The sequence below is a fragment of the Arthrobacter sp. CAU 1506 genome (genome assembly GCF_005047635.1).
GTDB lineage: Bacteria > Actinomycetota > Actinomycetes > Actinomycetales > Micrococcaceae > Crystallibacter.
In genome coordinates, this window is record NZ_SUKC01000001.1 from 348327 (window position 1) to 366984 (window position 18658).

The 18658-nt window shown below is 68.1% G+C and carries 14 protein-coding genes; 4 read left to right on the forward strand and 10 right to left on the reverse strand.

What is annotated here, in order from left to right:
* Positions 1-169: 169 nt before the first annotated feature.
* Entirely contained in the window at positions 170-1054 is an 885-nt protein-coding gene (gene rsmI / locus E4J89_RS01475; protein ID WP_136784315.1) for a 16S rRNA (cytidine(1402)-2'-O)-methyltransferase, read from the reverse strand.
* Positions 1055-1237: 183 nt separating this feature from the next.
* Here rsmI and E4J89_RS01480 point away from each other — a divergent pair, with 183 nt between their 5' ends.
* Positions 1238-2881 (forward strand): phospholipid carrier-dependent glycosyltransferase, encoded by a 1644-nt coding sequence (locus tag E4J89_RS01480; RefSeq protein ID WP_136784316.1) that lies wholly within the window; start codon positions 1238-1240, stop codon positions 2879-2881.
* A gap of 49 nt (positions 2882-2930) precedes the next feature.
* On the forward strand, positions 2931-4742 hold the full coding sequence (locus tag E4J89_RS01485; RefSeq protein ID WP_136784317.1) for an AMP-dependent synthetase/ligase: 1812 nt from the start codon (positions 2931-2933) through the stop codon (positions 4740-4742).
* Positions 4743-4817: 75 nt separating this feature from the next.
* Here E4J89_RS01485 and E4J89_RS01490 read toward each other — a convergent pair whose 3' ends face one another.
* Complete coding sequence (locus E4J89_RS01490) at positions 4818-5777, reverse strand: TIGR01906 family membrane protein (protein WP_240691621.1); 960 nt, start codon at positions 5775-5777, stop codon at positions 4818-4820.
* Between the two features lie 479 nt (positions 5778-6256).
* Positions 6257-7249: a stage II sporulation protein M gene (locus E4J89_RS01495; RefSeq protein WP_205754362.1), complete on the reverse strand. Its 993-nt coding sequence runs from the start codon at positions 7247-7249 to the stop codon at positions 6257-6259.
* Positions 7250-7361: 112 nt separating this feature from the next.
* On the opposite strand from E4J89_RS01495, the gene E4J89_RS01500 reads away from it, so the two are divergent.
* A complete protein-coding gene (locus tag E4J89_RS01500; protein WP_136784319.1) occupies positions 7362-8186 on the forward strand; it encodes an RDD family protein in 825 nt (274 codons plus the stop codon).
* A gap of 20 nt (positions 8187-8206) precedes the next feature.
* Here E4J89_RS01500 and E4J89_RS01505 read toward each other — a convergent pair whose 3' ends face one another.
* The 4 genes from E4J89_RS01505 to E4J89_RS01520 all read right to left on the reverse strand — a co-directional run bounded on the left by E4J89_RS01505 (position 8207) and on the right by E4J89_RS01520 (position 11894).
* Positions 8207-9451, reverse strand: a complete 1245-nt coding sequence (locus tag E4J89_RS01505) for an Ig-like domain-containing protein (RefSeq protein WP_136784320.1) — start codon at positions 9449-9451, stop codon at positions 8207-8209.
* Positions 9452-9652: 201 nt separating this feature from the next.
* Positions 9653-11146: an adenosylhomocysteinase gene (ahcY, locus tag E4J89_RS01510; protein ID WP_136784555.1), complete on the reverse strand. Its 1494-nt coding sequence runs from the start codon at positions 11144-11146 to the stop codon at positions 9653-9655.
* Between the two features lie 10 nt (positions 11147-11156).
* Positions 11157-11378, reverse strand: coding sequence for a hypothetical protein (locus E4J89_RS01515; protein ID WP_136784321.1), 222 nt, complete (start codon positions 11376-11378; stop codon positions 11157-11159).
* Positions 11379-11504: 126 nt separating this feature from the next.
* Entirely contained in the window at positions 11505-11894 is a 390-nt protein-coding gene (locus E4J89_RS01520) for a DUF3499 domain-containing protein (RefSeq protein WP_136784322.1), read from the reverse strand.
* A gap of 167 nt (positions 11895-12061) precedes the next feature.
* Here E4J89_RS01520 and E4J89_RS01525 point away from each other — a divergent pair, with 167 nt between their 5' ends.
* Positions 12062-12547 carry a metallopeptidase family protein gene (locus tag E4J89_RS01525; protein WP_136784323.1) on the forward strand — a complete coding sequence of 162 codons (486 nt, stop codon included), beginning with the start codon at positions 12062-12064 and terminating at the stop codon, positions 12545-12547.
* Position 12548: 1 nt separating this feature from the next.
* Here the strand turns inward: E4J89_RS01525 and E4J89_RS01530 are convergent, their stop codons facing one another.
* From E4J89_RS01530 to E4J89_RS19625, 3 genes are read right to left on the reverse strand one after another with little or no spacing between them, the layout of a single operon-like run.
* A complete protein-coding gene (locus E4J89_RS01530; protein WP_240691622.1) occupies positions 12549-14639 on the reverse strand; it encodes a DUF5719 family protein in 2091 nt (696 codons plus the stop codon).
* Positions 14636-18163 (reverse strand): glycosyltransferase family 2 protein, encoded by a 3528-nt coding sequence (locus tag E4J89_RS01535; RefSeq protein ID WP_346763367.1) that lies wholly within the window; start codon positions 18161-18163, stop codon positions 14636-14638. The genes E4J89_RS01530 and E4J89_RS01535 overlap by 4 nt, the downstream gene beginning before the upstream one ends.
* On the reverse strand, positions 18049-18597 hold the full coding sequence (locus E4J89_RS19625; RefSeq protein WP_136784325.1) for a WhiB family transcriptional regulator: 549 nt from the start codon (positions 18595-18597) through the stop codon (positions 18049-18051). Before E4J89_RS19625 ends, E4J89_RS01535 begins: the two co-directional genes overlap by 115 nt.
* Positions 18598-18658 lie beyond the last annotated feature (61 nt).

The window sequence follows — 18658 nt, forward strand, 5'->3', positions numbered from 1 at the left end:
GGTTTCCTTCACAGTAGGTTTCCGCTTCACAGGTGTAAATGCGAGGGTGCACTACATTCCGCGGTCCCTACTGTGCAGATCGACAATATCAACGGCTGCCCCGCAGCACCTGCATCGAACCCGGGCGAGGGCGTTATGTGACGACGACGGCGGCCGACACCGTCCGCGCCTAGCTGACGGTGTCGGATCGGGCAGCCAGGACTGCCGAGTACAGTTCCCGCTTGCTGATCCGCGCATCGGCTGCCACTGCGGCCACCGCTTCTTTAAGGCGGGCGCCTTGGGCCACCAGTGCGTTGACGTCCTGCACATGGTCTTCCGGCCGTTCGGGGGCTGCCTCCGGAGCACCGGCCACCACCACGGCAATCTCGCCGCGTACTTCTTCTGTTTCTGCCCACTCGAGCAGTTCGCGGACCGGACCCCGCAGGACTTCTTCATGCAGCTTGGTCAGTTCCCGGCACACGGCTGCCTGCCGTTCCGGACCGAACCCGGCATCGAGCGCGCGCAGCATGGCCGCCAGCCGGTGCGGTGCTTCAAAGAACACCATGGTCCGCCGCTCACCGGCCAGCTCCGCCAGCCGCGCCGCGCGCTCCCCCTGCTTGCGGGGCAGGAATCCTTCGAAAGTGAAGCGGTCGGTGGGGAGACCGGACAGCGCCAGCGCCGTCAGCACAGCCGAGGGGCCGGGCACCGCGGTAACCAGGACTCCCGCCGCCACGGCCGCTTCGACCAAACGGAAGCCGGGGTCGGAGACGGCCGGCATGCCGGCGTCGGTCACCATCACCAGCGTGCTGCCGGCCAGGACCAGTTCCAGCAGGTCGGCGGTGCGGCTGGCTTCATTGTGTTCGTGGTAGCTGATGATTTTGCCGCCGGCGGTGATGCCCAGGAGCTGCAGCAGTTTATGCAGCCTGCGTGTGTCTTCCGCCGCGACCACATCGGCTGTCTGAAGCAGTTCAACCAGCCGCGGTGAGGCGTCCCTGACATTGCCGATCGGTGTCCCCGCCAACACAATCTGCCCTGGCTGGCCCAGTGCCGGACCGCCAGCTTCCCGCTCATTCACATGGACAACCCTACCCGCAGCCCGGCGGACGGGGATCCAGCCGCTTTCGGCGGAAGCCCATGGCCTGTTTCGCCCGCACCTTATATAGAGTCAGTATGTGCCCGACCGCAGCGAGGGCCGCCTTGGTGCGGCCGGCAACCCCTTTGGCGTCGCGGCACACCCACATACTTACCGGCCGGTAACATGATGGCCGTGACCCATAGCACGCCCGCTCCTGCTGCGGAAGCCCGCCGCGGACGCTGGCTGGAGACACCGGGCCGGGCCTTCAGCGAGGCCGTGCTGCGCCGCCGCCTGCTGGGTGTTCCGGCACAGTTCGGCATCTGGGCCTGGCTGCTTCCCTTGCTCATCGCCGTCCTTGGCGGCGTGCTCCGCTTCTACCGCCTGGGCGAACCGGGTTCGCTGGTGTTCGACGAAACCTACTACGTCAAGGACGCCTACTCCTACCTGCAGTCCGGCTATGAACGGGATTGGCCCGACGACGCCAACGAGTCCTTCAACGCTGGCCGTCCGGACGTCCTCCTGGACACCCCCGAGTATGTGGTGCACCCACCCGTCGGCAAATGGATGATCGCCGCCGGGATGTGGCTCTTTGGCTCGGACAATGCCTTCGGCTGGCGGTTCGGCGCCGCGCTGACGGGCACCCTGTCCATCCTGCTCATCGCCCTGATCGCGCAGGCCCTGTTCAAGTCGACGGCGCTGGGCGGGATCGCCGGCCTGCTGACCGCCATCGACGGCCACCATTTGGTCCACTCCCGGACATCGCTGTTGGACATTTTCCTGATGTTCTGGATTGTCGCTGCGTTCGGCTGCCTGCTGCTGGACCGCAGCGACGGACGACGCCGGCTGGCCGCGAAAATTGCCCGGCTCACCGGCTCCTCCGGGGTACCGCACCCGTCACGGCTGCTGTACGGCCCGTGGATCCTCTGGCGGCCGTGGCGGCTTGCCGCCGCCGTCTCCCTGGGCCTGGCGGTGGGAACCAAGTGGTCCGGACTGGCCTTCGTCGCGGTGTTCGGGCTCCTGTGCGTGTTCTGGGACCTCAGCGCCCGCCGGACCGCCGGCATCAGCGAGTGGTTCTCGGCCGGTGTGCTCCGCGACGGTGTGCCGGCGTTCTTCACCATGATTCCTGTGGCGGCCTTGACGTATCTGGCCTCCTGGACCGGCTGGCTGCGCTCCAACAACGCGTATGACCGGAACTGGGCGGCGTCGAACCCTTCCGGAAGCTGGGGCTGGTTACCGGACTGGCTGCGTTCCCTGGCCGAGTACCACCGCAGCGCCTACACCTTCCACAACGGCTTGCATTCGGAGCATCCATACGAATCCAACGCCTGGACCTGGCTGTTCATGGGCCGCCCCACCTCCTTCTACTACCAGTCCGAAGAAGCCGGCCAGGGTGCCTGCCATGCGGCCGGGGGCTGTTCCGAAGCCGTCACGGTGGTCGGGAATCCGCTGATCTGGTGGGCTGCTGCGGCCTGCCTGCTGGTGCTGCTGTTTTGTTGGGCCGGGCGCCGGGACTGGCGTGCGGGTGCCATCCTGGCGGGTGTCGCGGCCGGCTACCTGCCGTGGTTCCTCTACCCGGAACGGACTACCTTCTTCTTCTACGCCATCTCCTTCCAGCCGTTCCTGGTCTTGGCGCTGACCTACACACTGGGGCTGGCGCTGGGCCGGCCCACCGACCCGCCATGGCGCCGGCGGCAGGGCGTGCTGGTGGTCGGGCTCTTTGTGGCGGCAGCGCTCCTGGTATCGGCCTTCTTCCTGCCGGTGTGGACCGCAGAGCTGATCGATTACAACCAGTGGCGCTGGCGCATGTGGATGCCGAGCTGGATCTAATGCAGGCAAGACTGCACAACTTTTACCGGAAGCAGAAAGTGGGCACGAAGTGCGAGAAGCGGTAACGGAACTCCTGGCGACCATGCCGGCGGGGTCGAACATCACGGACATCCTGGTGGCACAGCACCAGCGCGACCCGCAGCGGGCGCTCTACGCCGTCAAGCGCAACGGCGCGTGGTCCGATGTCTCGGCGGCGGAGCTCCTGGGCCAGGTCACGGCGCTGGCCAAGGGTCTCATGGCTTCCGGCATCGAGCCTGGCGACACCATTGCGGTGATGTCCAAGACCCGGTTTGAGTGGACGGTGGTGGATTTGGCGGGCTGGTTCGCCGGCGCCGTCGTGGTTCCCATCTATGAGACGTCCTCCCCGCTCCAAGTGCAGTGGATACTGCAGGACTCCGCGGCGAAGATGGTGTTCGCCGAGGACGCTGCCAAGGCGGCCGTGGTAGGCCAGGCCATGTCCGGCCTGCCGGCCGAACTGTTGGTCTGGCAGCTGGACCGGAACGCCGATGGACTGGCCCAGCTGAAGGCAGCCGGAACCGACATCACCGACGAGGCCCTCGAACTGCGCCGCACCTCCCGCGGCATGGCGGACGCGGCGTCGCTGGTATACACCTCGGGCACCACCGGTCGGCCGCGCGGCTGCATTGTCAGCCACGGCAACTTCGCCGAACTGGCGGTCAACACGGTGGAGTTCCTGCCGGACATCCTGAAGCGTCCGGATGCCAAATCGCTGATGTTCCTGCCGCTGGCCCACGTCCTGGCCCGGGCGGTGCAGGTGATCTGCCTGGCCGCCGGAGTGAAGATGGGCCACACCTCCAGCATGGCCGAGTTGATCGAAGACCTGGCCAGCTACCAGCCGACGTTCCTGCTGGTGGTTCCGCGCGTCTTCGAAAAGGTCTACGCCACTGCCCGCCAGAAGGCGCACGACGGCGGCAAAGGCCGGATCTTCGACGCCGCAGCGCAGACGGCGGTCGCCTACTCGGAGGCGCGGGACGCCCAGGCCCGCGGCGCCGGTGCCGGCCCCGGCCTGGCGTTGAAGGCCAAGCGTGCCGTGTTCGACAAGCTGGTGTACGGCAAGCTCCGGGCGGCCTTCGGCGGCCAGGTGGAGTACACCGTCTCCGGTGCATCGGCGCTAAATCCGATGCTGGCGCATTTTTTCACCGGCATCGGCGTGCCGGTGTTGGAAGGCTACGGGCTGACCGAGTCCACCGCCCCCGCGGCGGTCAACCTGCCGCGAGCCAACCGGATCGGCACCGTTGGCCTGCCGTTGCCCGGCACCACCATCAGGATCGCGGACGACGGCGAAGTCCTGATCAAGGGCATCGGCATCACTCCCGGTTACCACAACAACGAGGCAGCCAATGCCGAATCCTTCCGGGATGGCTACTTCTGCACCGGCGACGTCGGCACACTGGACGACGACGGCTACCTCACCATCACCGGCAGGAAGAAGGATCTGCTGGTGACAGCAGGCGGCAAGAATGTGGCTCCGGGGCCGCTGGAGGACGCATTGCGCGAGCACCGGCTGGTCTCCCAGGCCGTGGTGGTCGGCGAAGGCCGTCCCTTCATCGGGGCACTGGTCTCCCTCGATGAAGAGGGACTCACCGGATGGCTGGCGGCGGCCGGCCGCAGCCCAATGGACCTCACCGCCGCGGCGGAAGATCCGGCGGTGCGGGCCGAGCTGCAGCAAGCCGTGGATCATGCCAACCGGCTGGTCTCGCGGGCGGAGCAGATCCGGAAATTCGATGTGCTGCGGCAGGACCTGACCGAGGCTTCCGGGCATCTGACGCCGTCGCTGAAGCTTAAGCGGATGACCGTGCTGGAGGATTTCGCCGGGCAGATCGACGGACTCTACAGCTAGCCCCTGCCCCCGTGGCGGCCGGGCTGCCCTGGCGACGTCCGCCCTGCCCCGGTGACGGCCGGCCCGCTTGCAGCCTTAGGCTGTCTGGTCCTGCTCCCGGGCCAGCAGCAGTTCATGCCGGCGCCGCTGTTCTTCCGCAGCGGCCGCGCTCCGGTTCCGCCGTCCGCGTGTCGGCCAGGTCAGGGCCAGCACCAGCGAGGAGACCATCAGCACCAGCAGGGCGATGACGATTCCGGAGTCCATCCAGAACTGGGCGGGGAACAGCCGGATCAGCGTATCGTCCACATAGAAGGTCCAGGTTCCGTCAGCAAAAAAGATCCGGTGGAAGTCGGTGAAGAACTGCTGCCAATTGAGCGCCCCGAGGATGCCCAGCACCAGGATCAGGATCAACGTTGCGGCCGAACCGGCGAACAGACCGCGCCGGACACCGCCGTGGTAGCGGCGGGCAAGGTACACCACGCACACCACTGCCAGGATCAGCATCACCGCTCCGGCAATCATGGTCGCGAGGAAAACGCTTTTCACGTCAGCCATGTGGCTGACCTCAGAGTCCAGGAAAAGGCTGCCGCCGTTCGGACCGGTGAGGTCGCCCAGGTACCGCGGGCCGGCGAAGTTCAGCAGGTAGTCCACCGCGTAGGAGCCGAACGTCATTCGGTCCTCAGTGCTGAAGCCGAAGCTGTCGGCCGGGAAGCCGGGCCGGTGGTATTCGACCCAGAGGAACAGCGGGGTGGCCACCAGCCGGATGGCCCCGATGATCAGCAGCAGCGGGAACAGCACGGCCAGCACCACCTGCAGGATGCGTCCGGCCAAGGGCTTGGCGTTCACTGCCTCCTCGCGCGCGGTAGTGCGCCGTACCACTTCCGAACGCGGCGGACGAACCGAGAGCGCGGTGGTCGCAGGATTCGCGTCGCCGCCGGCGGTCGAGTCCGCTCCGGCGGGCCGAGCCGCTGCCACAGCCGGTACCGGTCTCCGGGCAGCGGGCACTTCGCCCTCCGCGCCGGCCGGGCCGGCACTGCCGGCGTCCGGGCCGGTCATGCCTGCGTTGGCGGTGTCGGGACGGGACGGGCCTGCGCTGCCGCTCTGGCCCTCCTTGCCTGAGGCGGCAGCGGCGGGGGCAGCCGCCGGTCCGCTTCGGTCGGGGCGCCCGGCAGCAGCCGCCGTCGCAGGTTCGGCTCCGGACCTATCCGCGGCTCGGCCGTCGGGCGCGGTCCCGCGATCTTGCCCCACGGCACTCAAATCCGGCAGCCTGCTGGGCCGGCGCATCGGAAGCGGGTTGGCTCCGTCCCGAAAACGGCCGTTGGCGGCAGGTACCGGGGGTGCGGGAGCCCGCTCTGGCTCAACACCGGCTGCCTCTACGGGCGCCGTTCGGGCTCTGCGTCCGTCTCCGCCGGGGTTCGTCTGTTCGACTGCCACGTCCGTCGCCTCTTTCTGTACCGCTGGCCTCTCTGGTTATGAGACTACCGCTGGCCGGCGATGCTTCGCGGTTGCCACCCCGGGCGCGGCCCGCCCGGCTTCTAGCCGGTGACGGCGGTCTCGCCGGCGTCGAACCGGCCCAGGTCGCCGCGCTCCCCCGCCAGGTAGGCCCGCCGGCCCAGCACCAGCGTGTAGACCCAGTAGCCCGCCAGCACCAGCGCGCCGATGCCCAGGCGCAGCCAGTCCGGTAGCGGGCTGGGCGTCACGAAGCCCTCGACCAGGCCGGAGATGAAGAGCACCAGGACGAGGCCCAGGGCAACGGTGATCAGCGACCGGCCCTCCCGGGCCAGCGATGCGGTGCGGGTCAGCCGCCCGGGCGAGACCCAGGACCAGAAGATCCGCAGACCGGCCGCCGCGGCGATGAAGATGGCGGTCAGTTCCATCAACCCGTGGGGCAGGATGTACAGGAAGAAAACGTCCAACCGGTCGTAGGCCGCCATCATTCCACCGGCCATGCCGACGCCCTGGGCGTTCATGAACAGGATGTACGGCACCCACAGCCCGGTGACGCCGAACGCCACTGCCTGCGCCGCGATCCAGGCGTTGTTCGTCCACACCATTCCGGCGAACGACGCGTTGGGGTTTTCGGAGTAGTAATTGACGAAGTCTTCTTCCACGTACTTCCGGATTTCCTCGTCCGAGCCGATGGCCTTGATGACCTCCGGGTTCCCCGCAACCCAGGAGCCGAACAGCCACGCGACCAGGATGAACACGGCGCCGATAATCACGGTCAGCCACCGCAGCCGGTAGAACGCGGCAGGCAAAGACAGCACAAAGAACTCGGCAACGTCCCGGGCAAAATTGGAGCGGGCACCGGTGAAGCGGGTCCGGGCGCGGGACAGCCGCGTGGAGAGGGCCGCCGACAGTTGGCCTTCGGCGGCCACGGAGCGGATCATCGACAGGTGGGTCGAGGTACGCCGGTAGAGCACCAGCAGTTCATCAGCCTCAGCCCCGGTGAGCCTGCGCTTGGCGCTCAGTTCGTCCAGCCGCTTCCAATCGTGCTGGTGCACAGCGGTGAAGGCATCGATATCCACACCCATAGCCTATCCGGCACCGGGCCGGGGCAACGCTCCGCAGGGCCGCCGAGCGGCGCACGGATGGATAGAGTGGAACCAGGCGGCACAGGCCGCCCGGGAAAGGGGTCCGATGAGCAACGTCATCACCGGCGAGGCCGTGGTGCTGGAGCTGCGGCCGGCGTCCTTCGGGGTCCGCGCGCTCAGCTCGATCATCGATGTACTCGCCAACGTGGCGCTGCTGATAGCCGCCTTCGTACTGATGGCTGAAACCCTGGATGTGGGCTTCGACGCCGCGGCCGCCCGGGCGCTGGCCATCACCGTGGTGTTGTTCTTCCTGGTAGTGGTGCCCATCGCCGTCGAAACCTTGACCCGCGGGAAGTCGCTGGGCCGCTGGGTCATGGGGCTGCGCATTGTCCGTGACGACGGCGGTGCCATCCGTTTCCGGCATGCCCTCATCCGGGGGCTGTTGGCGGTGTTCGAGCTGTACTTGCTGCTCGGTTCGGTTGCGTTCATGGCCGCGCTGTTCAACGACAGGTCCAAGCGGCTGGGCGATCTCCTGGCCGGCACCTACAGTATGCGGGAGCGGGTCGGCGTGATGCCGAAGGTCCTGCCGGAGGTTCGCCCGCAGCTGGAGCCGTGGGTGAAGCTGGCCGATATGGGCAGGCTGCCGGAACCGCTGGCGCGCAGGATTGTGCAGTTCCTGTCCCAGGCGCCCAAAATGATCCCCGCCTCCCGGGCCAGGCTGGCCACCGCCCTGGCCAATGAGGCCTCCGGCTACGTCTCTCCCCCGCCGCCGGCGGGGACTCCGCCGGAAATGTACCTGCTGGCGGTCATGGCTGAACGGCGCGAACGCGACTTTTACCGGTTGGCCCGGCAGCACGAACGCGCCGTGCAGCGCGGCGCGCGGCTGCATTCGTTGCCCTTCCAGGATGAGGAGCACCGGCCGGTCCGCTGAGTTCGTCCGCTCAGCAGCCGCTAGCCCTTGTCTTGCGACGTCCAGGTCTTCCAGTCCACGTTCCAGTCGCCGAAGCCGTCCGTCGAGTCCAGGAAGGCGCCGTCGGTGTTGCGGATATCCACGATGTCCCCGGTGCGCATCGTTTCGTAGAAATACCTCGCGCCGGCCTCGGACATGCCCACGCAGCCGTGTGAAATGTTCCGCACGCCCAGCGCCGAGGGGTCCAGCGTGGTGTGGACGAATTCGCCGCTGTTGCTCAGCCGGCTGGCGTACTTGGCGTCGAACGGCTCATACCAGTCGGGGTCCCCGGGCTTGAGTCCGATGCTGCGCGGGTTGAACGGCAGCGACTTGTGCATGTCCATGATCGGGTGGATTCCCTTGCTGGACGGCCAGTTGGGGTCGCCCAGCGTGACCGGGAAGGTCTGGGCCAGCTTGCCGGCCACGTAGATCTTCATGGTCTTGGTCTTGTTGTCGACGATGGCCCGGCGGTCATCAAGGATGTTGACCGTGATCTTCTCGTCGTTCATCCCGATCATCTTGTTGCCGAACTCCACGCCGAAGAGTTTCATGTCCACGGTGACCGTGCTGTTGGGTGCCCAGTACTTGGCCGCCCGGTACCGGGCCTTGGTGTCCGAGTACCAGTAGAACTCGCCCTTTTGCCCGGCGGAGGTGGTGATCTTGATGGCCTCCTCCACCTTCTTTTTGTTCAGCACGGGTTCGCTGAAATTGAACTCCAGCGGCTGCGCAATGCCCACGCTCTGTCCGTCCAACGGGTACATCCAGCCGTCGGCCTGGTTGGGCGCCAGGACCGTGGTGAAGCTCTGCTGCTTGGCGGTCTCGTCGCCGGCGCTGTCCACCAGCGTGTAGCTGAAGTCGTAGGTGGTCAAGAAGTCCAGCCGCTCGGTGGCTTTCCACGCGCTGCCGTCCTGGGACAGTTCACCGGCAACCGGTTTACCGCCCTTCGCCGGGGCCAGCACCACGTCCTTGATGGTGGCATTCTTGGCGGTAATCGTGGCGACGGTGGCCGGGTTGACCTCAACAGCCTTGTCCTCCGGGGAGACGCCGAAGGACATCGCCTTGGCAACCGGCTCCGAGAATCCCGGGCGCTCGGCCGGCGCGACGGCCAGCACACGGCCCAACTGGGCGGCAAAGGTGGGCGACGCCACGGTAGCTGCGGTGACGGCGGCCGCGGCAGCCACCAGCACGCCGGCGATGCACAGCAGTGCGATCTTCAGGCCCTTGCGCTTCTTTTTTTCCTCAGTCATCCCAACCCAAACTCACGAGACTCACGGCATGGTGCTCGCCGCCCGGGCACAGCACGGCCCTGCTTCCATGGTAGGTCGCCCGGGGGCATGCGCCGGGCCACGGCGCGGCGTAGGCCGTCCAACAATCCGGTAACCTTCCCGGGAACGACGACGGCGATGGGCACCGCGTGGGTGCCCATCGCCGTCGTCGTTAGTCAGGAATCAGTAGCGGTAGTGGTCCGGCTTGTACGGGCCGGCAACGTCCACGCCCAGGTACTCGGCCTGTTCCTTGCTCAGTTCGGTGAGTTCGACGCCGAGTGCGTCCAGGTGCAGCCGGGCAACCTTTTCGTCCAACACCTTCGGCAGCACGTAGACCTGCTTGGCGTACTCCGGCTCGCCGGTGGCCGATCCCTCGGCCGGCTTGCCGTGCTTGGTGAACAGTTCGATCTGCGCGATGGTCTGGTTGGCGAAGGAATTGCTCATCACAAACGACGGGTGGCCGGTGGCGTTGCCGAGGTTCAGCAGCCGCCCCTCGGACAGCACGATGATGGAGCGTTCGGCCCCGGAGCCGGCGTCGAAGACCCACTCGTGGACCTGCGGCTTGATCTCCACCTTCTGCACGCCCGCTACCTGGGCCAGCCCAGCCATGTCGATTTCGTTGTCGAAGTGGCCGATATTGCCCACGATGGCCTTGTCTCGCATCTTCACCATGTCGGACGCCATGATGACGTCCTTGTTGCCGGTGGTCGTGATGAAGATGTGCCCCTCGCCCACGACCTTGTCCAAGGTGGTGACCTGGTAACCGTCCATGGCTGCCTGCAGGGCACAGATCGGATCCACCTCGGTCACCACAACCCGCGCGCCCTGGCCGCGCAGCGCCTCGGCTGCGCCCTTGCCGACGTCGCCGTAGCCGCAGACAACCGCGGTCTTGCCGCCCATCAGGACGTCGGTGGCCCGGTTGATCCCGTCCGGCAGCGAGTGGCGGATGCCGTACTTGTTGTCGAACTTGGACTTGGTGACTGCATCATTGACGTTGATGGCCGGGAACAGCAACTGGCCCTGCTCGGCCAACTGGTACAGACGGTGCACGCCGGTGGTGGTTTCTTCGGTGACGCCGCGGATGCTGGCGGCCACCCGGGTGAACTTCTGCGGGTCCTTGGCCAGTGAAGCGCGCAGCACATCCAGGATGATGGTGAACTCGTGCGGGTCCTCGGCGGAGGCTGACGGCACCGCACCTGCGGCTTCGAACTCCACTCCCTTGTGCAGCAGCAGCGTGGCGTCGCCGCCGTCGTCCAGGATCATGTTTGGCCCCAGCTCGGGGTTTTCGGCCGCGCCGGGCCAGGTCAGGATTTGCTCGGCCGTCCACCAGTATTCTTCGAGCGTTTCGCCCTTCCAGGCGAAGACCGGCACACCCTGCGGGTCCTCCGGCGTGCCCTTGCCCACGACGACGGCGGCGGCGGCCTCGTCCTGGGTGGAAAAGATGTTGCAGGAAGCCCAGCGGACCTCGGCGCCGAGGGCAGTCAGGGTCTCGATCAACACCGCTGTCTGCACGGTCATGTGCAGTGACCCGGCGATCCTCGCACCGGCCAGCGGCTGGCTTGCGCCAAACTCTTCGCGCAGTGCCATCAGGCCCGGCATTTCGTGCTCCGCCAAGCGGATCTGGTGCCGGCCGGCAGCGGCCAGCGAGAGGTCTTTGACCTTGTAGTCGATCGTCACAGTCATGCTCCTAAGCGTTGTCAGCGGGGCCGTCGGGGGTGGAATCGGAGGCGTCGGCGCCCACGGCAGCCTGCGGCAAGAGCACCGGGATGCCGTCTTCGATCGGGTAGCGCAGCCGCTCACCTGCTGCGGTGCGTCCGGTCGCTACCAGCTCGTCTCCCTCTTGAACCAGGGAAGATCCGGTCGTCGGGCAGCGCAGGACCGCCAGCAGTTCGGGTGTCAGATGTGCCATGCGGATGTTGTCCTTCGGTCGATCAGCGGCTTCAGCTGTGCCGGCGTCAGGTGGACGGCGGGCGGGGCCTCGCAGCGGACAGCAGGGTGCCGGGAATGCGGGCTGCCCGCTTCCCAGCGTATCGTTCTACGGTTGTCCGCGCAGAATGCGAAGGTGTCCGCGCCGGGTGCCGGCAGCACCGGCCGGCGGTTCCAGCGGTTCACGCTGCCCGCGCGGCTGCGGCAAATCATCAGAGACCTCCGGTGTGCGGGCAGCTTCGCGGACCGCGTCCGCCAAGGCCAGCAGGTCGTCAGGATTCGGGGCCGGTGCCTGTGTGGGCAGCGCCAGCCGCATGACTTCCCAGCCGCGGGGCACCGTCAGCCGCTCAGCGTGCTCAGCGCACAGGTCGTAGCAGTGCGGCTCGGCGTAGGTGGCCAGCGGGCCCAGCACGGCGGTGGAATCTGCATACACGTACGTCAAAGTAGCGATGGCCGACCGCTGACAGGCCGAGCGTGAACATTGACGAATGGATCCCACGAGAAAGAATCCTACTCCGGGCGGCTCTGCTTCCGGGCCACCGGCACGGACAGGCCCGGAAAGATTAGGTCACAATCAGGCTACCCAGCCTCTTGCCGCGGCGGGCCCTCCCGGCACACCGCCGATAGGCAGTGCCGAATTCTCTCTGCCGGGCTTAAAGTCGGTATATGGAGAACGGACCTTCACTGACGGTGTCGCTGGGTGGCGACGGCGGTGGCTGGCGCCGTCCTTTTCCCGTACGACGCCGGAACCGCCGCGGCCGCGGCCTGCGCGGCGATCTGCTGCCCGCGCATTTGCCCGGCCATCTGACCCGGCCCGAGCAGTTCGAGCAGTGGGTTTCCGAGTCTGCCGAGCGGCTGGAGTACTTCTGGGGCGAGCGGATCGAAGCGGCCCAATTCGTGGTCGAGGACATTCCGCCGCATCTCGAGGAACTGTTGGCGCGCGGGCAAGCGGCACCGCTGGGCAGCTTCACTCCGGCCGTTCCGGGCCGGCCGGCGGTGGTGACCGTATTCCGCCATCCGGTGCAGATGGCGGCCCGGCTGCGGGCCGAACTTCCGGAGATCATCCACGACGTGGTGGTGGAGCAGACCGCGCAGTTGCTGAACATGGCTCCGGAAGCCGTCGACCCCGGCTACGGCCGGACCCGCCCCTGACTCAGTACCCGATATTGACCGGGACAGCGTTTTGCGCCTGCGTCCCGGCCGGCACCGGCAGGACGGCGACGTCGGCTGAACCGCCGCTGGTCAGCACCTGGGCACCGTAGACTGCTTCGCCCGACGCACTGATCAACAAGGCCGCGGGATCGGCGTCGTTGGCCTTCGGGTTGAGCGACACGGTCGTTCCGGCCGGAACATCGACCGTCTGCTTCTTCCCCAGCCGGCCTTCCAGATCCACCGGGGTGATGTCCAGCTTTGCCGCGCCGGCCGGTGCGCTGAAGGCCATCCGGGAGTTCAGTCCTCCGGGGACGACAGCCAGGTGGTTGCTGCCCAGCCGGCCGGCGGCCGGTGCCCACCCGAAGTCCACCGGGGCCGCTTCCTCCGTGGCCCGGCTGACGCGTGCGGCGGCCGCGATGGAAACATCGGCGCTGACTTCGACGGAATAAGTGCCGTTGGGCAGCGAGTCAAGCGGAACCCGTGTGACGCTGCCGGCGGCCGCAGTGATGACGCCGCCGCCCGGGAGGCTGACCGGTCCGTCCGAGCCGATGACCCGCACTTCAAGGACGGCGTCGGTTACGCCAGGTACCGCAACTTCCAACGCCGGCGCCGCGTTCTCATAGCCGTCCTGTTCGCGGATTTTCCGCGCCAGCTTGGCGTCTTCGACGGTGATGCCGGTGACCAATTGGCGCGTGCCGGCCGGAGCCGATGCCTGCAGCAGTTCGACGCCGCCGGGCGTCAGTTGGCGCAGGACGCTCTGTTGGATGAAGCCGGTCACCGGCCCGCCGGAGGACTGGACGCGCACGGCCAGTGATTCCTGGTTTGCGGCCAGGCCCGCCAGCACGATGGACCGGGATTCCCCCGGTGCCAGCAGCAGCCCCCGGGTACCGGCGGCCTGGATCGGCCCCTCGCCTGACATCAGTTCCAGGTTGACCGAGGACGGGGTTTCGGAGCTGTTGTGCAGCTTCAGTACCGACGTGGTGCCCACCGTGGTGGAGGCCCCGAGCAGCCAAAAATCGTTGGCCGGCGCCATGCAGTTGGCCGCGGCCAGTCCGCGCAGGTCGCCGTCGGAGGCCCGGTAGGTCATCGCGGCGCCGGCCAAGGCTGTGGTCTCCCCGACCGGATCGGCCCGCAGCACCGTGGGCGCGGACAGTTCCTGCCCGGAAACGACGGATGCGACCACCTTGGTCTCGCCGGAGGACTCTGCCGTGGGTTCGGCGATGCGCTTGAGCGGCGTGTCTTCGCCGAGTTCGGTCAGCTCGCTGCCGGGGACATTGCCGCTGAGGTCGCTGAGCACCAGGGCCCGTGCCCTGGTCTGGGCCGTGGTGGAGACCGGGCTGAATTGCGGATCGGTGGCGTCGGCGGCCGAATCCAGCAGCCGGAGCGGCTCCGGGCAGACCGCTGTGTAGTCGCCGGCCGGGACGGCGGCGGAAACGGGTGGAAGCTCGGTGGCGGCGCCCGGTGCGTCCGCGAGACTGCCGGCGGCCACCGCCGCGCCGGTCAGCAGCAGAATTCCTGCTCCGGCGACGGCGCCGAAGGTCCGCCGGCCGCGGCTGTGCCCTGCTCCGAGTGCGGCGGTACCGCCCGACCGTGCCTGCATCTTGCCTGCGGCGGCATCGCGTGTCCGGTCACGCCGCGCGGCACGGCGGGCAGTCTTGCGGTCGATCGGCTGCACGGCTTCTGCCGGCTGAGCCGGCGCGGGTTCGGATGCTGCTGGTTGTGCGGGTCCGGATGCGGCGGCCGAAGGTTCGGCGTCGGCCTCCGCTGCCGCCGCCGGTTGAGCCGGCTCGGCCGCGTCGGTGGCCGGCTGGATTGGCCCAGCTGACGCCGGTTGGCCCGGCTCGGCAGCGGCCGTGGCCGGCTGGGTTGGCTCACCTGCAGCAGGTTGAGCGGCCTCGCCAGCAGCTGTGGCCGGCTGGGTAGGCTCAGCTGCCGCGTCGGCCGAGGACTCGGTCCCGGCGTCGGCTGGCCGGGCAGCAGCTGTGTCGTGCTGCTTGCTCACACCGTCTTCGGTGGGACCGGGAGCAGGTGCCGCCCCGGTCCCTGCTCCTGTCGCCTCCGGCCGGTCGCCGCGGCCACCCGTCTCAGTCATCGTTGCTGTCCTTTTCCGGCCAACGCGGCGGTGGCATCGTCGTCCGGGTCCTCGAAAGCTGCACGTTGCAGCTCGGCGGTGCTGGCATCGGTCCCGGTGGTCTTGATGTGGTCGATTCGGCGCGGTGTGAACCGCCGGCGCGCCGGGATCGGAATGGCCAACAGGACGGTCAGGCCGATCGCGAGCACCTGCAGGATGCCGATCCACGGCGACCACGGACTGGCATAGCCAATCTTCACGGTTCCAGCGGCAGCGGGGACCTCGAACGCCTGGGCCCAGCCGTCCTCCGATGCTTCCAGCCGCTGGCCATTCAAGGTTGCTGTCCAGCCCGGATCCTTGCGCTCGGCCAGGATCAGCCGCCGTCCGGAGTCTCCGGCGGAAATTTCAGCCTCAGCCGCGGTCCAGCCGGACGGCACCGTTTGCAGCAGGGCGCCGTTGGCATCGACCAAACGCACCCGTGCCGTCAACGCACCGGCCTCCGTCCCGTCGTCGCCCGCGGTCCCAACAACACGCCAGAGCCAGCCGGCATCGGTGCGACCCACCGAGGTCAGCCCAGGCACGGCGTCAATCCGGCCGGCCAGCAGTTCCGCCGCCGTGTCGGATTCCTGCAGCACCACAAAGTCAACGCCAAGACGCACCAGCGCAGGCCGCGGGTCCACCCCGGTACCTGCCACGATGACAGCCACCGTGCTGCGCAGTTCGGCGTCGGCCTCGTCGTCGTCACCCACGCTGGCCTCGACCAGCGGACCCTCCAAGGAGCGCGCCGCATAGCTGGTGGAGAGTTGGTCCAGGGTGGTTCCGCTGCCGTGCATCACGGCCGCAGTCACCGTGCCGCCGGTACCCGCGGTCAACACCAGCGCGCGGGCCTGCTCCGGCCCGGTTCCCCGGTCAGCCGCCGTGGCGGGAAGCGTGCGGTCGGCCCCGGGCTCGATGGACATCTGCGTGCCGAAATCGGTCAGTGTGCGGGCCTCGGTGGAGGCTGTGTAGCCGGTGAACTGAGGCACCAGCCAGTGCGCCAGGCCCACCACCGGGCCCAGCCCCAAAAGAACGACGGCGGTTACCGCCACGGTGCGCCGCAGGCCGTTCCGCGACCGGTCCCACGAATCCATGCCCCGCTGCATCCGGTTTCCGGCGATCAAGGCCGCGGCCAGCAGCAAGAACATCGACACCGAGACAAAGGGCCCCGTAAACGGCGTGACCACAGCTCCCGGCGCAACGGCGGTGGCGAGCAACGACGAGCCATAGGAAGCCGCCAGCGTCAGGAACGCACCGAGCCAGAGCAAGCGCGCGCGGGCGGCTCCGTCGCCGCCGATCGCGCCGACTACCGCCAAGGCGAGCATCGGCACGGCCGCGACCAAGGCGTAGGCCAGTGCCCACGGCGCTTGCGCCAGATGTTCCAGCACAACTGCGCCGGCGAGCCCGTCGGCGGGGCCGAAGGCCAGCGGGAAACCCATCAATTGCTGCCACAGCGGGGCAGCGTTGAAGGCCAGCGGCAGGCCGGGGTCGCCCAAGAGCGACCGCGGATCGTCCAGCCCGGCAATGACCATGGGCAGGGCAAGTGCCAACGGCGGGACCAACGACCACCAGACGGTCTTGGCCCGGCGGCCCAACGACAGCACCAGGATGACAACGAAGACAACGGCTACCGGCAACAAAGCCGGTGCCGACGCCGTGATACCGGCCAGGCAGAGCCCGCCCGCTGCCGCCGCGGTCCATGAAGGATTCCCGTTGATGCCCGGTTTATGCACGGTCTCGAGCGCCAACAGCGGCCGGTTGGCATCGACGCGCTGCACGGCCGAGCCGGTGGCCCGCAACAGGCCAAGCACGGCCCACGGGATCAGCAAATGGGCCACCAGCGCACCCAGACGTCCGGTCCCCAAAGCGACCTGGAAGACGGGAACGCTCGCCCAGAAGATGGCGGCCCAGAAGCGCAGGCCGCGCCGCTGCGTGAGGGCCCCCGCGGCGAACCAGGCCCCGGCAGCGGCCAGTGGCATGGCCAGCATGACCAGCGTCACCACCGCGGCGGAGCCGTTCCCCAGCCCCAGCAGCGCCAAGACTGCGAGCACGTAGCCGAAGGGGTCGCCGTGCCCGGGCAGCCCCGAGCCCAGCGAGATCCACCAGCTGGACGCGTTGTGCCAGATCTCGGCGACGGACGCCGATACCGGCAGCAGCCCGCCGCCGACGAGCGCCGGGGCCCCGAAAAAGTCGAACATGCCAACCACGGACACGATGGCCAGCACGACGGCGGCGACCACCAGTCCCGTGCCGACCCAGGTCCGCGCGGGCGCCGCCAGCGCAGCGAAGTCATCGGACCCGCCGGTGGGCTGGTCACCGCTGCCGGCGTCCGTGCCGGATCCGTCCCCCAGCACACCTGCGGCGAGTTCGGGGCGGAGGGACTCGGCGAGTGACCGCCGGTAGGCCCAGACCTCGCGCTGCGGCACCGTCAGCGGACGCACTATCCCCCGCGAGGTCTTCCGGGTCTTGGCTGCCTGGCGCCGGGAGGCAAAGTAGCCGACCGGACGGAAGAGGGCCACGAGCGTGGCGCCGAGCTGCCGCAAGCCGTGCATCGGGTCTTTGGCCACTACGGAGGCTAAGAAGCTGTACAGCCCGCCCAGCAGGGCGCCGATCCACAAGAACGGCACCTTCCACCAGGCCGCATGCTTCAGCCGCAGGTGGATCTGTGCCTTGCGGGCGGCCTTGGCGGTGGTGTGGTCACTGGACCGGGTGGCGTGGCGGACCGTCGCGGTCGGCACTACCACTACGCGGTGCCCGGCCAGCCTGTTCCGCCAGCACAGGTCCAAGTCGTCGCCGGTCCCGGGCAGGGCGGAGTCGAATCCGCCCAGCTGGTCGAACACGTCGCGGCGTACCAACATCCCGGCGGAGTTGACGGCGAAGAAGTCGCTGCGGCCGTTGTACTGGCCCTGGTCCAGCTCGTCCAGGTCGATCATGGTGAGCCGCTCGGCCCAGCGGCTCACGGTCAGGCCGACGTCGACCAGCCGGCGCGGGTTCTCCCAGTCCACCTGCTTGCAGCCGGCGATGGTGACGGACGGCGCCGTTTCCACGGCGAGCAGCAATTCCTCCAACGCGTCCGGAGCCGGCGCGGAATCATCGTGCAGCAGCCAGAGCCACTCCTGGGCCGCAGAATCTTCTCCGGCGTGCTTGGGCAGTTCCGCCAGCCCCACCCGAACCGCGGCACCAAAGCCTGCGCGGCCGGACGCCGACGCCACCGGGGCCCCGGCAGGCAGCTGGGTGCGCAGCAGGTCCGCGGATCCATCGGACGATCCGGTGTCGACGCCGAGATAGACGTCGACTGGCCGCGTCTGCTGAGTCAGCGCGGCCAGTGTCTGCGGTAGGTAGGAAGCGCCGTTATGGGCTACAACAACGGCGGTAACGCGAACTTGCTGCTGAATTAGAGCGCTCTTTTCCGTAGCCGGCGGCGCTCGCGCTCCGACAGCCCTCCCCAGATGCCGAAACGCTCGTCGTTGGCCAACGCGTACTCCAGGCACTGCGAGCGCACTGTGCACGCCCCGCATACCTTCTTTGCATCGCGGGTAGAGCCTCCCTTCTCAGGGAAGAACGCCTCCGGATCCGTCTGTGCGCAGAGGGCATCGGCCTGCCAGCCGAGTTCGCCCTCGTCCTCGTAGCCGGTCCCGAAACCTGGCAGTCCGATCCACAGCGGCTTTTGCTCGGGTTCGGCCTCGGCCGGTTCCCGCAGCAGGCGCGGTGCGGACAGTTCCAGCACCTCGGCTTCAGGCTCCTGGGCCAGCGCTTCGTGCGCGGCCAGGAACGCGGTGGCCGCATCCTCGAGTGTTTGTTGGCTGGATTCACGGAAGCGCTCTGCTGCCGCCGGATCAGCCGGATCCACATACCAATCTGCCGGTACGCCGCGCGACCCCTGCGATGCCGAAGCCTGTGCCTCGAGCTCTCGCCGGTGCGCAATACGTTCTGTCTGCCCCATCAGCCCTCCCGGTGTTGCTGTACCAGCATGGTGCTAAGTTCGACTCCAGTGCTGGATCTCA

Coding starts and splice junctions, on each gene's coding strand:
- E4J89_RS01480 (WP_136784316.1), top strand. CDS start 1,238: ATGATGGCCGTGACCCATAGCACGCCCGCTCCTGCTGCGGAAGCCCGC.
- E4J89_RS01490 (WP_240691621.1), bottom strand. CDS start 5,777: ATGACCGGCCCGGACGCCGGCAGTGCCGGCCCGGCCGGCGCGGAGGGC.
- E4J89_RS01500 (WP_136784319.1), top strand. CDS start 7,362: ATGAGCAACGTCATCACCGGCGAGGCCGTGGTGCTGGAGCTGCGGCCG.
- E4J89_RS01505 (WP_136784320.1), bottom strand. CDS start 9,451: ATGACTGAGGAAAAAAAGAAGCGCAAGGGCCTGAAGATCGCACTGCTG.
- E4J89_RS01515 (WP_136784321.1), bottom strand. CDS start 11,378: ATGGCACATCTGACACCCGAACTGCTGGCGGTCCTGCGCTGCCCGACG.
- E4J89_RS01525 (WP_136784323.1), top strand. CDS start 12,062: ATGGAGAACGGACCTTCACTGACGGTGTCGCTGGGTGGCGACGGCGGT.
- E4J89_RS01530 (WP_240691622.1), bottom strand. CDS start 14,639: ATGACTGAGACGGGTGGCCGCGGCGACCGGCCGGAGGCGACAGGAGCA.
- E4J89_RS19625 (WP_136784325.1), bottom strand. CDS start 18,597: ATGGGGCAGACAGAACGTATTGCGCACCGGCGAGAGCTCGAGGCACAG.